Source organism: Streptomyces sp. AHA2 (genome assembly GCF_036857595.1).
Lineage (GTDB): Bacteria > Actinomycetota > Actinomycetes > Streptomycetales > Streptomycetaceae > Streptomyces.
This window is the reverse complement of record NZ_JAUQWJ010000002.1, coordinates 67212-79778: the sequence shown is the minus strand read 5'-3', so window position 1 is coordinate 79778 and position 12567 is coordinate 67212. Positions and strand designations below refer to the sequence as shown.

Sequence of the window (12567 nt, the reverse complement as noted above, 5' to 3'; positions counted from 1 at the left end):
GGTGGGCGTGCGGCAGCCCGGCCCCGGAGCCCCGGGGCGCGCGTGGCCGGATCAAGTGGTGCTCTCGGGGCGGGGCTTCTTCTGCCAGGGGTAGGTAGGGCGGGGCGCGGGCGCCGTGATGGCCGGTCGCGTCACCGGCCCCTGCTCCGGGCCGGACTGTACGGTCCCGGGCCGGGTCTGCCCGGCGGCGGGGGCATCCGCGGCCGGCGCGTCGGGCCACGGACGCCCGGTGGGCTGCGGCGCGGCGGCCTGCCCGGCCCCCTGCGCCTCCGGCGTCCCCTGGGCGGAGGCGGGCGCGGCGTCCGTCGTCGTCCAGTGCCGCAGGGCGCCGGCCTCCACGTCGATCTGCGCGCTGAGGGTGTCCAGGTCGTCGCCCGCGAAGCGGTGGGCGCGGTCACGGATCGCCCAGCGCAGTGCGTCCGCGGACTGCGTGATGCGTTCGGTGCGCTCGCGCAGCTCGGGCAGGCGCTCCCGCAGGGCGGTGCGGTCCGGCTCGGATTCCAGGCGCTTCAGCTCGCCGTCCAGTTCGTGGCCGTGCACGCTGAGCCGCTCGAACAGGCCGATGGACTCCTTCACGGATTCGTCCTCGGCGGCGGCCGCGTTCAGCGCGTCCTGGGTCGCGCGCATGGAGGTGCGCAGCTTCAGCCTCAGCTGGGCGAGTTCGCCCGCGGCGCCGGTCTGGGCCAGGGACTTGGCCCGCAGGGTGTGGTCCTCGACCGTGCGCCGGGCCTGGCTGATGCCACGGTCGACGCTGCGCTTGGCGGCACCCACGGCCTTCACGGTGGCGTACGCGCCGAGCGCGACGAGGAGCACGAAGAGCAGGGCGAAGACTGCGATCACTGCTTCCACAAGGGCTCCTCCTCAGGGCGCCACGGCACACCTCACATCGCTCTCCACGGTAAACGCAACAGGCAGGCCCGGAGTTCCAGAAAAACCCCGAACCTGCCCGTAGGGGACCACTAGGGGGTCACCGGCAGGTCACCCCCACGGCGGTCCCGAGGCCCCGGCGCTCACGCCGGGACGATGTTCACCAGCTTCGGCGCGCGCACGATGACCTTGCGGATGCCGGCCCCGCCCAGCGCGGCGACGACCTTCTCGTCGGCCAGCGCGACCTTCTCCAGCTCGTCCTCGGAGATCGACGGCGGCACCTCCAGCCGCGCCTTGACCTTGCCCTTGATCTGCACCACGCAGGTCACGGTCTCGTCCACGACGTACGCCGGGTCGGCCACCGGGAAGTCCCGGTGGACCACCGAGTCGGTGTGGCCCAGCTTGCGCCACAGCTCCTCGGCGATGTGCGGGGCCAGCGGCGCGACCATCAGCACCAGCGGCTCGGCCACGGAACGCGGCACGGGGCCGCCCACCTTGGTCAGGTGGTTGTTCAGCTCGGTGACCTTGGCGATGGCGGTGTTGAACCGCATGCCCTCCAGGTCCCCGCGCACCCCGTCGATCGCCTTGTGCAGAGCGCGCAGCGTGTCCTCGTCCGGCTCGGCGTCCACGACGGTGACCTCGCCGGTCGCCTCGTCGACGATGTTGCGCCACAGCCGCTGCAGCAGCCGGAACTGGCCGACCACCGCGCGCGTGTCCCACGGCCGGGAGACGTCCAGCGGGCCCATCGCCATCTCGTACAGGCGCAGGGTGTCCGCCCCGTACTCGGCGCAGATCTCGTCCGGAGTGACCGCGTTCTTCAGGGACTTGCCCATCTTGCCCAGCAGCCGGGAGACCTTCTCGCCCTGGTACCAGTAGGCGCCGTCGCGCTCCTCCACCTCGGCGGCCGGCACGGCGATGCCGCGGCTGTCGCGGTAGACGTAGGCCTGGATCATGCCCTGGTTGAACAGCTTGTGGAACGGCTCGGCGGAGGACACGTGCCCCAGGTCGTACAGCACCTTCGACCAGAAGCGGGCGTACAGCAGGTGCAGCACGGCGTGCTCGGCGCCGCCGACGTACAGGTCGACACCGCCGTGCGGCATGCCCTCGCGCGGGCCCATCCAGTACTGCTCGATCCCGGGGTCGACCAGCTTGTCGCTGTTGTGCGGGTCCAGGTAGCGCAGTTCGTACCAGCAGGAACCGGCCCAGTTGGGCATGGTGTTGGTCTCGCGCCGGTACTTCTTCGGGCCGTCGCCCAGGTCCAGGGTGACGTTGACCCAGTCCTCGTTGCGCGACAGCGGCGTCTCGGGCTGGGTGTCGGCGTCGTCCGGGTCGAAGGTGCGGGGGCTGTAGTCCTCGACCTCGGGCAGCTCCAGCGGCAGCATCGACTCGGGCAGCGCGTGGGCGATGCCGTCCTCGTCGTAGACGATCGGGAAGGGCTCGCCCCAGTAGCGCTGGCGGCTGAACAGCCAGTCGCGCAGCCGGAAGTTGACGGTGCCCTCGCCGGCGCCGGTCCGCTCCAGCCACTCCGTGATGCGCGCCTTGGCCTCGGCGACGCCCAGGCCGTCCAGGCTGACCTGGTCGTTGGACGAGTTGATGATCCTGGCGTCGTGGGAGGAGAAGGCGTTCTCCCACGTGGCGGTGTCGGTGCCGCGGCCGTCGGTCGGCTCGACGATGCAGTGGATCGGCAGCTCGAAGGCGCGCGCGAACTCGAAGTCGCGCTGGTCGCCCGCGGGCACGGCCATGATGGCGCCGGTGCCGTAGCCCATCAGCACGTAGTCGGCGATGAAGACCGGGACCTGCTCGCCGTTGACCGGGTTGGTCGCGTAGGCGCCGATGAAGACACCGGTCTTGTCCTTGGCCTCGGCCTGGCGCTCCACGTCGGACTTGGCCGCGGCCTGGGCGCGGTAGGCGGCGACGGCCTCGGCCGGGGTCGCGTGACCGCCGGTCCACACCTCGTGGGTGCCCTCCGGCCAGGCGGCCGGGGTGAACTTCTCGACCAGCGGGTGCTCGGGCGCCAGCACCATGTAGGTGGCGCCGAACAGGGTGTCGGGGCGGGTGGTGAAGACCGTGATGCGCTCGCCGTCGATGGGGAAGTCGACCCGGGCGCCCTCGCTGCGGCCGATCCAGTTGCGCTGCTGCAGCTTGATGGCCTCCGGCCAGTCCAGCGCGTCCAGGTCCTCCAGCAGCCGGTCGGCGTAGGCCGTGATGCGCATGTTCCACTGGCGCAGCTTCGCCTTGAAGACCGGGAAGTTGCCGCGCTCGGAGCGGCCCTCGGCGGTGACCTCCTCGTTGGCCAGCACGGTTCCCAGCCCGGGGCACCAGTTGACCGGCGCGTCCGAGGCGTAGGCCAGCCGGAACTCGCCCAGGACGTCGGCCTTCTCGGCGGCGCTCAGCTCGCTCCACGCGCGCGTGTGCCCCGGTACGGGCCGCTCACCGGACTCGAACGCGGCGACCAGCTCGGCGATCGGGCGGGCTCGGCGGGCCTCCTGGTCGTACCAGGAGTTGAAGATCTGCAGGAAGATCCACTGGGTCCACTTGTAGTAGTCCGGGTCGATCGTCGCGAACGACCGGCGCTTGTCGTGACCCAGGCCCAGCCGGCGCAGCTGCGCCTTCATGTTCTCCATGTTGGCCTCGGTGGACACCCGCGGGTGCGTGCCGGTCTGCACCGCGTACTGCTCGGCGGGCAGGCCGAAGGCGTCGAAGCCCAGGGTGTGCAGCACGTTGTGGCCGGTCATCCGCTGGAAGCGCGCGAACACGTCCGTGGCGATGTAGCCCAGAGGGTGGCCGACGTGCAGGCCGGCGCCCGAGGGGTAGGGGAACATGTCCATGATGAACTTCTTGGGCCGGGCGACGGTCTCCGGGTCGCCGGACAGGTCGCCCGTGGGATTGGGCGCCGCGTAGGTGCCGTCGGCGTCCCAGAAGTCCTGCCAGCGCGCCTCGATCTCGGCAGCCATGGCGGCCGTGTAGCGGTGCGGCGCCGCCACCTCGGAGGCGGCGGCGGGGTTCGTCTCGCTCATGATCCTCAAAGCTCCATCGATCGTCTCTGCCTGCGGCTGTCTGGTTCGAGAAACGAAAAATCCCCTCGCACAGGAGGGGACGCCGCGCCGATTCCGGCCACTCGATTCGTCCGGTGGCCGGGACTGATCAGCGCGGCCCGCTAAGCAGAAGGCGTACGGCACGCATGGCGCCAGGGTACCGCAGAGCCTCAGCGTGCCGCGACGCGCCGGCCGACGGCCCGGGGCCCGCCCTTGACTGAACCACGGTCAAGAGTTACTTCGCGTAACAGACGCTATGGGGCATCACAACAACCACATTGTCCTTTGATAACAACGCAATAACTCAAACCTGCTACCGATCGGTATGGCTCCGCTTAGAGTGCGGCGCGGGACCGCTGCTTTCCCGAACCGCTCGGAGTTGCCCCCATGAACCCTCTTCGCAGAATCAACTCGCCACACCCGGTCACCGGGACGTGGGGAGGCCGGTCGTGAACCCCTACGACTCCACGGCGGACGACTCGTTCGCCGAGTTCCTGAACTTCGGCGCCGGAGTGCTGTCCCTCGTGTGCCTGTCGTGCTCGGTGATCTGGGGGCTGGTGGCCCAGGACCGGATCCTGCTCGACGCGCGCCGGCGCATCCTGGCGCAGGCCGTGCACCGGACCACGGCCGTCGCCTCGATCGTCTTCCTGCTGGTGCACATCGGGGTGAAGCTGGCGCTGGCCCACACCTCGTGGATCGCCGCCGTGATCCCCTTCGGCCTGCTGCTCACCGACGAAGAGCTGGTCACCGGCCGGGCGTTCCTGATCGGACTGGGCACCCTGGCGGGGCTGCTCATGATCTTCGTGGGCATCACCGGCGCGCTGCGCAACCGCTTCGCCTCCCCGGCGCCCGTCGCGGCCCGCTGGCGCGCCATGCACATGCTGGCCTACCCGGCGTGGTGCGCCGCTCTCGTGCACGGCCTCTACGCGGGTCGTGCGGCCAAGCCGGTCTTCGTCGTCCTGTACTGCCTGTCCCTGGCCGGCGTGACCGCCGCCCTCGCCCTGCGGGCGGCCCCGCGCCCGGTGAAGCGCAAGGTGGCCGACCGGATCGCCGCCCTGATCGGCCCGGGCGAGGGCCAGGGCCGCAGGAACCTGGAGGAGAGCCGGGCCCGGGCGGCCGGCGGCGCGACACTGCCCGGCTACGGCAACCGCAAGGCCGGCGCCGGGCAGGAGGCGCCCGCACCGCGCTACGAGCAGGCCGAACGCCCCTCGCCGCAGGAGACCACGGGCGGCTTCGCCGCGGCCTACCGCGCGGTGTCGGCCCCTCCCCTGGGCCGGCAGGCCTACGCCCCGGGGCCCACCACCAGCATGGAACTGCCGCTCGACCTGCAACCCACCCAGGCCGTCCCCACCGTGGACAGCCCCTCCAGCACCTCGGGCAACTGGCCCATCCCGTCCCCGCCCCCGGTCGGCGAGGCCCCGCCGTCGGCCTACGACCCGCTGCAGGACACGGGCTTCAACATCCCGCCCTACGACCCCCTGCAGGACACCGGACAAGGCATCCCGGCCTATGGCAATCCCGGCACCGGTGGCTACGGATCGAGTGATGTGTACGACACGGGTGAGACGAACGCCGTGCGCGGCACGTACTACCCGGACGACACGTACAACAGCGGTCCCGCCACTGAAACACTGCCCGGTGCGTCCTACGACTTCGACGCACCGGGATCGGGCGAACCTTGGAACACGCCTTCCGGAGGCTTTAAGTGAACGAGGCCCTGCCCGACGTTCCCGAAGTCCGCGTGGTCGGACTTCCCCAGCTCACGTCGGGCTTCGACCTTGTCGATCGGCTCGATCTGCCCATGCACCTGAAGGTGCACGGGCCGCTCGAGCCGATGGGCGGTGAGCAGCTCGCGCAACTCGCCGAACGCATCAACCTCAGGGGCCGCGGCGGCGCGGGCTTCCCCTTCCACAGGAAGCTGCGCTCGGTCGCCGAGGCGGCGATCAAGCGCGGCGTCCGGCCGGTCGTCGTCGTCAACGGCAGCGAGGACGAGCCGGCCTGCCGCAAGGACACGGTGCTGATCAACCGTGCCCCGCACCTCATCCTGGACGGCGCGCTGCTGTGCGCCGAGGCCCTGGGAGCCCGCACGCTCGTGGTGGGGGTCACCCGTGAGTCGACGCAGCGCTCCATGGAGGCCGCGCTGGCCGAACGCGGCCTCAGCAACGGCCGCAGGTCGGCCCTGCGCGCCCGCGTGCAGCGCAACCCGGTCCGGATGGTCACCGGCGCGGCCGCGTCGCTCATCCGCTCGATCGACGGCGGCCCCGCCGTCCCGCCCGGCCGCAAGGTCAGCGCCTCGCAGAACGGCGTCGGCGGCGCGCCCACCCTGCTCTCCAACGCCGAGACCTTCGCCCAACTGGCCATCGCCGCCCGCATCGGCCCCGAGCGCTACGGCAACACCGGCCTGTACGACGAGCCGGGCACCGTCATGCTGACGGTCTCCGGGGCGGTGGCGCGGCCCATGGTGATCGAGGTCCCCACGGGCGTACCGCTGCGTTACGTCCTGCAGCTGGCCGGCGCACCACCGGTCCCGCAGGGCGTGCTCACCGGCGGCTACCACGGCAAGTGGATCGACGCGGCGACGGTCAACGAGGCGATCGTCTCCCGCAACTCCCTGGACGCGGTGGGCGGTTCCCTGGGCGCCGGGGCCATCCTGCCGATCAGTCAGGACACCTGCCCCCTGGGCGAGTCGCTGCGGGTCGCCCAGTGGCTGGCCGAGGAGAGCGCCGGCCAGTGCGGCCCCTGCTACCTCGGCCTGCCGGCCGCGGCACGCGGCATGGAGGACATCCTCAACGGCGGCGGACCGGCGGCCCTGGAGGCCCTCAAACAGGTCGCCAAGAACGTGAAGCGGCGCGGGGCGTGCTCGCACCCCGACGGCTCCGCGATGTTCCTGGAGTCGACCATCAAGGCCTTCACGGACGACCTGGCCGCCCACGTCCTCGGCAACGGCTGCGGACGGCGCGTGGAGGGCGTCCTGCCGCTCTTCGAGGGGGGCAGGACCCCGACGGGCATCCCGGGCGGGGAGTCCGAGGACAACGGCCCCAGCCGCCAGAAGATCTTCGTGGACTGGACGCTGTGCCGGGGCCACGGCCTGTGCGCGGACATCCTGCCCGAGGTGTTCCAACTGGGCGCCGACGGCTTCCCGACGGTGGCGCAGGCGCAGGTGCCGCGGTACGCCGAGGCCAAGGCTCTACGCGCGGTGCGGCGCTGCCCGGCGCTGGCCCTGCGCATCGAGGAGGACACGCGCGGGCAGGCCCCGTCGCGCAACCTGCCGGTCCTCTCCCAGGGCCGCGGCCGCCGCGCCCTGGGCCGCTGACCCCACCTGCGTGGCGGGCTCCCCTCCGGGGGAGCCCGCCGCAGGCGTACGGACGGCAAGAGGGCGGGCCATCCATTCGGATGGCCCGCCCTCTCATCTGCTGTGGAGCTAAGGAGAATTGAACTCCTGACCTCCTGCATGCCATGCAGGCGCTCTACCAACTGAGCTATAGCCCCTTGCGGTGTCGCCCCCCGGGTTTCCCCGGCGGCGACGCCAACATTACTGGTCCTGCGGGCCCAACACCAAATCGATTTCCCCTTGCCCGGTATGACCGTTTCGTCGACCTGTTGGGTCTCAGGCCGTCACGAACGAGTAGAACCGCTTGAGCGTGCAGTGCTCCTCCAGGAGCCGGCCGTAGATCGGCTCGCCCTCCAGCTCGCGGTACGTCTCGATCGGGTCGCCCTTTATGATCAGCGCCCGCGCGCATTCCTCGCACCAGTACTGGTAGTCGGCGTTGATCGGCTCCATGTCGCGGACGATCGGCGTCCCGCTGCCGCACCAGTCGCACTTCCGCCTGTGTGCACCCATCGATCAGCTCCAGCTGTGGCCGCAGGCCGTGCACACGTAGGAGATACCGCCGTTGTCGCCGAGCATCTGGGCCACATGCGCGGAACCGCAGGAAGGGCAGCTGAGGCGGGTGGACATCACCGGTGGCACCGCTGCTCCGAGGAGGTGGTCGGCCTCCTCGAGGATGCTCGCAGGCATCGCTACTCCCTCCCGTCGGGTCGCGCCCCCTTCCGGCCGTTTGATTCTGCCACGGCCGGACCAATACGGTCAGCGACGCCTCAGTACCAGTCCGGACACGGCACCCGGCGGGGCCGTAGAGGTATACGCCTCGAACGGCCCGGACGACTCAACCGCGGGCATGAAAAATCCCGCCCCCTGATGGGAACGGGATCTTGATGTGGAGCTAAGGAGAATTGAACTCCTGACCTCCTGCATGCCATGCAGGCGCTCTACCAACTGAGCTATAGCCCCTGGTGTTCTCTCCCCGCTGGCGGGGCGAACAAGAAGAACTTTAGCCTGCGACCTGCCGGAAAGTGAAATCCGGGGGTCAGTCGTCGTCTCCGAGCACCGGCTCCGGCAGGGTGCCGGCGTTGTGCTCCAGCAGCCGCCAGCCGCGGGCGCCTTCGCCGAGCACGGACCAGCAGCAGTTGGACAGGCCGCCCAGGCTCTCCCAGTTGTGGGCGTCCAGCCCCAGCAGACGGCCGATGGTGGTGCGGATGGTGCCGCCGTGGCTGACCACGACGAGCGTGCCGTCCTCGGGAAGCTTCTCCACGTGCCGGAGCACCACCGGGGCGGCCCGGTCGGCCACCTCGGTCTCCAGCTCGCCGCCGCCGCGGCGCACGGGCTCCCCGCGCTTCCACGCCGCGTACTCCTCGCCGAACCGGCTGATGATCTCTTCGTGCGTCAGGCCCTGCCAGACGCCCGCGTAGGTCTCGCGCAGTCCCTCGTCGTGGGCGACGTCGAGGCCGGTGAGCACGGCGAGCTCGGCGGCCGTGGCCGCCGCCCGCTTCAGGTCGGAGGCGACGATCGCGTCCGGCTTCAGCGAGGCCAGCAGACGGGCCGCGCGACGGGCCTGGGCGACACCGGTCTCGGTGAGCTCGACGTCCGTGCTGCCCTGGAAGCGGCGCTCCACGTTCCAGGCAGTCTGGCCGTGCCGCCACAGGATGATGCGACGGCCCCGGCCCGGCCTGCCGGCCTCACTGAAGGCGCTCACCGCCAGTCACCGTCCAGCTCCGCCGCCTCCTCGGCCGCCTGCAGCTTGGCGTGCTCCTCGGCCTTGCCGCGGGTGGCCCGGGCGTCGTCGGGGAGTTCCAGCTCGGGGCAGTCCTTCCACAGCCGCTCCAGGGCGTAGAAGACGCGCTCCTCGCTGTGCTGGACGTGCACGACGATGTCGACGTAGTCGAGCAGGACCCAGCGGGCCTCGCGGTCGCCCTCGCGGCGCACCGGCTTGGCGCCGAGTTCCTTGGACAGCCGCTCCTCGACCTCGTCGACGATGGCCTTGACCTGGCGGTCGTTGGGCGCGGAGGCCAGCAGGAAGGCGTCCGTGATGGACAGCACGTCGCTGACGTCGTAGGCGACGATGTCGTGGGCCAGCTTGTCTGCGGCCGCCTGGGCGGCGGTGTTGATGAGCTCCTGGGAGCGGTCGGTCACGGTCACTGCATGGCTTTCCGTCGGTGGACACTTGTCCTCAAGGGTCTCACGGACGGCAGCGGGCCCCCCACGCGACGGTGACGGATCGCACGGAAGGGCCCGCTGTCGCGGCCCGGGCTTCGTTCCCGCTCGCGCTACTCGGACGAGGGCCTGTAGTCCTGGCCGAGGACCACGGCCACATCGGCGCTCGCCGGGGTCTCGCCCTTGGTGACGGAGCCCGCGGGCAGGCCCAGCGTCTTGGCGACCTCGGTCGCGTGCTCCTTGGCCGCGGCGTCGGACCAGTAGACCTTCGACGTGGCCCGTGCGGTCGCCGTGCCGCCCTCCAGGAAGGTGAAGCCGCCGTTGAGCAGGACGACGCGGGCCTTTTCGGTGTTGTCCTTCACACCGGTGGCGTTCTGCACGGAGACGCTCGTGGCGGCGTCCTCGTCCGGGCTCTTGGCGGTGCCGCCGAGGACGTCCCGGACGATCTTCGCGCCGGCCTGGGCGGCGAGCGTGCCGTCGCCCTGGACGGGCAGCAGGTCGGTCCGGTAGTCGCCGCCCTTGGCGAGGTCGGAGAGCCCGGCGAGGAAGGTGCCGAGGTCCTTGTCGGTCAGGGACGGGTCGAGGATCTGCGCCAGGGTCTGGATGGTCGTGGTCGCGGCCGCGGGGTCGGAGGACAGCTTGCGCAGCACGCCCTGCATGACCTGGCCGAACCGCTTCAGCTGGGCGGTGGCGGCCTCGCCGGGCGCGCGGTGGGTGGCGTAGGCGACGGCCGTCTTGCCGCTGAGGGTCTGGTCCTGGCCCCGGTGGACCAGAGGGGCCTGGCCCTGCTTCTTCGCGGCCGGGTCGGGGACGTCGGTGTCGGTGTCGACCTCGATGTTGCCGACCAGGTCGACGAGGTTCTGCAGGTAGGGGGTGTCCAGGCGCCAGGTGCCCTGGATGTCGGTGCCGAGCACCGTGTCCAGCGCCTCGCGGGTGCCGTCGGAGCCGTCGTCGTCCACGGACTCGGCCAGGGTCGTGGTGGTGCCGTCGTCGCCGGTCAGGGCGAGCGAGTTCGGCACCAGGACGGTGGTGCCCTTCCGCGTGGTGGTGTTGTCGACGAGGAGGGCCGTGGAGGTGCCGCCGCCCTTGGTGTCGTGCAGGTGGACGACGATCACGTCGCGCTTCTGGGCGCCGGCGGCCGTGGTGGTGCCCGTGCCGGAGCCGCCGGAGGAAAGGCCGGGCAGCTTGCCCGCGTACCAGAGCCAGCCCGCCCCGCCGGCCGCGACGAGGGCGAGGACGACGGTCAGGGCGACGATCCGGCTGCGGGCGCGGCGCCGGGCCTCCTCGCGGCGCTCGGTGCGGTTCTCGGTGAACTTCAGCCAGTCGATGACGTCCTCGGAGTTGCCGTCCGGTTCCTCGACGAAGGCGAACTGCTCGGTGTGGTACTCCCGTTCCGCCTCGCCGGTGTCCTCGCGTCCGGCCGGGCCGGCCTGCTGCGGGATGTGGGCCGTCTGCTGGAAGGACTGCTGCGAGGTCTGCCGGGCGGTCTGCCCGACGGTGTGGGACTGCTGCCCGCCGTACGGGTCGTGGTGCCCGGTGGTGCCGTACGGGTCGTAGCCCTGGACCTGGGGATGGACCGGGCCGGCACCGTCGTCGTACGCGACCGGGGGCTGCTGGCCGCCGGTGGCGTAGGGGTCGTGGCCGTAGCCCTGCTGGTACTGCTGGGCGTACGGGTCGTAGGTGTGCTGCTGGGTCTGGACGTGCCGGTAGACGGGCCGGCCGTACTCGTCGTAGCCGACGAGCTCGTACTGGCCGGCGCCGTGGTCGGCGGCCCCCGCGTCGTATCGGTCGTTCACCGGTGCCCCTCTCGGCTCATTCGCCGCGGTACAGCTCGCGCTTGTCGATATAGCGCACGACTCCGTCGGGCACCAGGTACCAGATGGGGTCCCCCTTGGCGACTCTCGCGCGGCAGTCCGTGGAGGAGATGGCCAGCGCCGGGACCTCCATGAGCGAGACGCCCCCCTCGGGGAGCCCGGGGTCGTCCAGCCGGTGGCCCGGGCGGGTCACCCCGATGAAGTGCGAGAGGGAGAACAGCTCAGCCGAGTCCCGCCAGGTGAGGATCTGGGCGAGCGCGTCGGCGCCGGTGATGAAGAACAGGTCCGTGTCGGGGTTGAGGGCGCGCAGGTCGCGCAGCGTGTCCACGGTGTAGGTGGGTCCGCCGCGGTCGATGTCGATGCGGCTGACGGAGAACTGCGGGTTCTCGGCGGTCGCGATGACCGTCATCAGATAGCGGTCCTCGGCCGGGGAGACGCTGCGGTGGCTCTTCTGCCAGGGCTGCCCGGTGGGCACGAAGACCACCTCGTCGAGGTGGAACGCCGCGGCGACCTCGCTGGCGGCCACCAGGTGCCCGTGGTGGATCGGGTCGAAGGTGCCGCCCATGACGCCCAGGCGGCGCTTGCCGGACTGCGACGGGCTCTTGCCGGGGCCGTCGATCCGGCGCGTCGTCGCGGCGGCACGGCGGGGCTCCGGGTGCCGCTCGGTGCCGCTCGCCGTGTCCGGTGCCGGGTCGTGCGGCGTCTCGTTCGCCGGACCGGTAGGCATGTCCTGCTCTCCCATGCGTTCAGACCCTACCGGCCCCGGCCGAGGGCTCCGGCCGCCCCCGTGGTCCCCGGGGCGCCCCGCGGGGGGCGCCCGGCCGGGCTCAGCGGTCGCGGTTGAAGCGGGTGGTGATCCACAGCAGGAGCAGCAGGATGAAGAGGGCGCCGCCACCGGTGAGGTAGGGGCTGAGGCTCTCGTGGTTTCCGCCGTGCTCCTCGCCCTCGGCGGCGAGGGTGACCAACTGGGCAGCGGTGCTGTGGAAGCTCATCTTCGGCAGGACCTATCGCGTGTGGGCGGGATAAAGACGTCGGCTCATCGTAAGCGGGCGCCCCCGCCGCGATCACCCCGACTCCGCCTGTTCGTGCCGCGGGCCCCGCCGCGCGGCCACCACCCGGCCGTCGGCGCCCACCGCGGCGAGCGCCGGTCCGGCCCCGGGGACCGGGGACCCGGTGGGGAACCTTCCCGATTCCTCAGTCGTCCTTGTGTCTGTAGCCACGCAGCAGGAACCACGCGGTCAGCGCGGAGCCCACGAGCATCACCACGAGCACGACCCGGAGGATCCCCGGTCCCCCTCGTCCGTCGGCGGTGTTCGCGGCCTGCGCGAGCCAGGCGGCCGCGAGGTGGTGCTCCATGGCG

12 protein-coding genes and 2 tRNA genes are annotated in these 12567 nt (G+C 71.5%); 2 read left to right on the top strand and 12 right to left on the bottom strand.

Annotated features, from left to right (window positions below):
- Positions 1 to 51: 51 nt before the first annotated feature.
- Together Q5694_RS04195 and leuS are read right to left on the bottom strand one after the other, a co-directional pair.
- Positions 52 to 849 carry a hypothetical protein gene (locus Q5694_RS04195; protein ID WP_333930636.1) on the bottom strand — a complete coding sequence of 266 codons (798 nt, stop codon included), beginning with the start codon at positions 847 to 849 and terminating at the stop codon, positions 52 to 54.
- A gap of 161 nt (positions 850 to 1010) precedes the next feature.
- Positions 1011 to 3884: a leucine--tRNA ligase gene (gene leuS, locus Q5694_RS04190; protein WP_333930635.1), complete on the bottom strand. Its 2874-nt coding sequence runs from the start codon at positions 3882 to 3884 to the stop codon at positions 1011 to 1013.
- A 467-nt stretch (positions 3885 to 4351) separates the two neighbouring features.
- On the opposite strand from leuS, the gene Q5694_RS04185 reads away from it, so the two are divergent.
- Positions 4352 to 5611, top strand: coding sequence for a ferric reductase-like transmembrane domain-containing protein (locus tag Q5694_RS04185; RefSeq protein WP_333930634.1), 1260 nt, complete (start codon positions 4352 to 4354; stop codon positions 5609 to 5611).
- Positions 5608 to 7215 (top strand): NADH-ubiquinone oxidoreductase-F iron-sulfur binding region domain-containing protein, encoded by a 1608-nt coding sequence (locus Q5694_RS04180; RefSeq protein ID WP_333930633.1) that lies wholly within the window; start codon positions 5608 to 5610, stop codon positions 7213 to 7215. The genes Q5694_RS04185 and Q5694_RS04180 overlap by 4 nt, the downstream gene beginning before the upstream one ends.
- 103 nt (positions 7216 to 7318) lie before the next feature.
- Here Q5694_RS04180 and Q5694_RS04175 read toward each other — a convergent pair.
- The 10 genes from Q5694_RS04175 to Q5694_RS04130 all read right to left on the bottom strand — a co-directional run bounded on the left by Q5694_RS04175 (position 7319) and on the right by Q5694_RS04130 (position 12563).
- A tRNA-Ala gene (locus Q5694_RS04175) sits at positions 7319 to 7391 on the bottom strand.
- Positions 7392 to 7509: 118 nt separating this feature from the next.
- Positions 7510 to 7743 carry a hypothetical protein gene (locus Q5694_RS04170; protein WP_067006897.1) on the bottom strand — a complete coding sequence of 78 codons (234 nt, stop codon included), beginning with the start codon at positions 7741 to 7743 and terminating at the stop codon, positions 7510 to 7512.
- Positions 7744 to 7746: 3 nt separating this feature from the next.
- Positions 7747 to 7920, bottom strand: coding sequence for a hypothetical protein (locus tag Q5694_RS04165; RefSeq protein ID WP_333930631.1), 174 nt, complete (start codon positions 7918 to 7920; stop codon positions 7747 to 7749).
- 200 nt (positions 7921 to 8120) lie between these two features.
- A tRNA-Ala gene (locus Q5694_RS04160) sits at positions 8121 to 8193 on the bottom strand.
- Between the two features lie 76 nt (positions 8194 to 8269).
- A complete protein-coding gene (locus Q5694_RS04155) occupies positions 8270 to 8941 on the bottom strand; it encodes a histidine phosphatase family protein (protein ID WP_333931285.1) in 672 nt (223 codons plus the stop codon).
- Complete coding sequence (gene rsfS, locus Q5694_RS04150; protein ID WP_333930630.1) at positions 8932 to 9378, bottom strand: ribosome silencing factor; 447 nt, start codon at positions 9376 to 9378, stop codon at positions 8932 to 8934. Before rsfS ends, Q5694_RS04155 begins: the two co-directional genes overlap by 10 nt.
- Positions 9379 to 9506: 128 nt before the next feature.
- Positions 9507 to 11189 (bottom strand): LCP family protein, encoded by a 1683-nt coding sequence (locus tag Q5694_RS04145; RefSeq protein WP_333930629.1) that lies wholly within the window; start codon positions 11187 to 11189, stop codon positions 9507 to 9509.
- Between the two features lie 16 nt (positions 11190 to 11205).
- Positions 11206 to 11949 carry a nicotinate-nucleotide adenylyltransferase gene (gene nadD / locus Q5694_RS04140; RefSeq protein WP_333930627.1) on the bottom strand — a complete coding sequence of 248 codons (744 nt, stop codon included), beginning with the start codon at positions 11947 to 11949 and terminating at the stop codon, positions 11206 to 11208.
- Positions 11950 to 12034: 85 nt separating this feature from the next.
- Positions 12035 to 12199 (bottom strand): hypothetical protein, encoded by a 165-nt coding sequence (locus tag Q5694_RS04135; RefSeq protein WP_003990192.1) that lies wholly within the window; start codon positions 12197 to 12199, stop codon positions 12035 to 12037.
- Between the two features lie 202 nt (positions 12200 to 12401).
- On the bottom strand, positions 12402 to 12563 hold the full coding sequence (locus Q5694_RS04130) for a hypothetical protein (RefSeq protein ID WP_333930626.1): 162 nt from the start codon (positions 12561 to 12563) through the stop codon (positions 12402 to 12404).
- Positions 12564 to 12567 lie beyond the last annotated feature (4 nt).